The 2,599-nt window shown below is 48.9% G+C and carries 1 protein-coding gene and 1 pseudogene; both read right to left on the reverse strand.

The genetic code is table 11. From position 1 onward, the window contains the following. Positions 1-510: 510 nt before the first annotated feature. Positions 511-1,278 (reverse strand): response regulator transcription factor, encoded by a 768-nt coding sequence (locus tag AC13Q5_RS34965; protein WP_488504956.1) that lies wholly within the window; start codon positions 1,276-1,278, stop codon positions 511-513. Between the two features lie 351 nt (positions 1,279-1,629). Further along, positions 1,630-1,803: pseudogene (locus AC13Q5_RS34970) on the reverse strand (bifunctional methylenetetrahydrofolate dehydrogenase/methenyltetrahydrofolate cyclohydrolase); the annotation flags it as partial. Positions 1,804-2,599 lie beyond the last annotated feature (796 nt).

A 2,599-nucleotide genomic window follows, 5' to 3' on the forward strand; every position in this document is an offset into this window, starting at 1 on the left:
TGACGGCACTGATCCAGATCCGCGCACTGACATGGTATGGGCAAGATCCCCGGCACACGTGAAGTCATCCCGCATGAGAGCTACCGGCTCATCTATGAAGTGGAGGAAACGGCAAACACGGTAGGGTAATGGCGCTCGTACATACTGCGCGCCAATGGCCGCCCGCCCGTGACGATTAACCGCCTTGGTCAAGAGAAATGCTTGTGGAGCCTGAAGAAAAAATGGGCCCCCGGATAAATCCGCGACCTTAGGTATGAAGGTTTCAAAACCTCCAGAGAGGAACAGTCAATGCAACGACACCGGGAGGGAAAAGACCGCCATATGCATCAACTGCAAGCATAATGTCCGATTCCTGGGCGAGTGAAAATCATCTATTGTGCAACGCAACTATGCGTGCGCTACGTCGCACATAAGCGTTTGCACCGATGCTGGAAATGCGGAGCTCCGGCTTCAAACTGCTTCCGGCATGGGCGCAGCAGCCGCAGGGTGCAGATCACAAAGCAACAACTGCTATCGCACGAGTTCCCGGATCTTGTAGGCGACTTCGGTTCGGTTTGTCGCGTTCAGCTTTGACATGATATTGCGAATGTGCACCTTTATAGTGCTTTCACAAAGACCCATCTCGTAGGCAATGATCTTGTTTGCCTTACCACGCCGTACCGCTTCAGCAACTACGGTTTCTCGCGGTGTAAACAGACTGTCGAAAGCGTTGCTCTGGCCGGCCACGGGCGCGAGTGCTTCTTTCGCAGCCAACAAACTGCTTGCGGGCACGAAAATGCCACCTGCGCGCGCAAGCGCCACAGCTTCTGCAGCAACCCTTATCCCGACATTCGTCGGGATATAACCGCGTGCGCCGCATTCCAGCGCATGCAAGAGCTGTCCAAGCTCATCACTATCCGCACCCACAATCACGGGACTGGTCTGAAACTGCTCAACCAAGGCACGGATGGTGGTACTGACATCGGTCTCAGAAGCGTTGCGTCCACCGATCATGAGGAGAATTGCAGACGGCAACGCTTGCATATTGAGCACCCGCCACTCATCCAATGAGCCGACGGTCACGATGTGCAGTGAGCTGTCGCACTCCATCAAGTTCTTCGACAGACACTCACGACCCAGCGTACGGGAATCGATGAGGAGAACATATTCGTCCAATTCATCCAACTTGGGTATGCCTGCCGCAATAAACGGCCTCAGACCACCGGATGCCCTGGCAGAATTGCTACCTGCGCTCGGCTCTAATGTAAATTTCTCACTCGTAATCGATTGTTCAATCATGACCTCTACCCGTTACATTCAACCCTGAACCCAACCCATGTATATATTTTTAAATAACGGCGTTAAATATAATTAATCTACACTAATCTGTATTTTTAGAACAAAAATTCGCAAAGTATCATTATTATTCATATGTCATTAGATATAATATTTTTCTCTCACTTATATTTTATTAACATACTTTAATTGTTAATGCAATTTTTAATATAATTTTCCTTTTACTTATACTCTTGAGGTGTTTTTAATTTGAATTCTCCTTACGGTTGCTGCTGAAAGTAGAGCTGCGACGCCGATAGATACGACATACTGTTGAAATTTCAGTGGGCTTTGAGTGACACAACGCCGCCGATTGCCAAATAGGTTGGAGCGGCCGATGATGACGGCATTGAGCCCCAACAGGTCCCTCGCCATGGATGGAGCGCACCGGAAGCATAGCGCCGGCCTACACGAGATCAGCCCGGTTTCGAGATCGCCGATTGCCAGCTTGTCGGCATTGACGACATGCAGGCCGTCGACATCCATCTCGCAGAAGCGGCACTGATAACAACGACCTGACTTTCCCTGCAGGGCTACTTGCTGCTGAACGGAAAATATTTTGTGTTGATCATATCATGATTGGAACGGCGCCAGAACACGGCGCATCAGAATGCTGAAAATCGGTATTTCGCTTTTGATCGGTCTAACGCTCTTGGTGGGTTCAGCGATGTTGCTTGTTCAGGCTCATCTCTAGCATCTCTTGCCTAGTGAAATCACTATTTCATCGTCTCGGGAAGATTCCAGCTTTTGTTGATTCCGGCGGTGAAGGATCTTGGACACCTGTTTTCGGATGATGCATCGACTGTCACATCACGTGAGCCGTATGGGTCGACGATTTTCATCAAGGAAGTTGAACCGATCACTCAACCCTGACTCAGCAAAATGGTTGATCGAGAAATCCGCTCTCGGCAACTCTAGGCCTGGATGTATTGATCTGCTGAATAGCTTTTAAGTTTCATTTCAGTTTTACTGATTGATATAATTATCAATCCAGAGATTGCATCAGTAGACATTGATACAATTAGCAGGGAAATTCCAGACATCCACCTGCATCCGCGAATAATACCATGATTAAATTTATGTAATATTTCATCGAAATTAATAGATTTGTCAGCTTGCTCACGGAATCTCACAAGACAGCGCCATTGGCGGTGAGCAGGACGCTCCTTTTCTGTATTTGTCCATCCTCCCAAAGCAGGTCATCGCTGGCGCGCGGCCAAATCACCGCCCTAGCGGTCTCCGGCTCTTCATCGAGAGCGAGCACACCATGTCATTTCTTCAAAAT

This window comes from Martinezella sp. CNPSo 3964 (genome assembly GCF_057784375.1).

Bases quoted from the DNA above. Each gene is read 5' to 3' on its own strand.
- AC13Q5_RS34965 (WP_488504956.1), bottom strand. From the start codon at position 1,278: ATGATTGAACAATCGATTACGAGTGAGAAATTTACATTAGAGCCGAGC.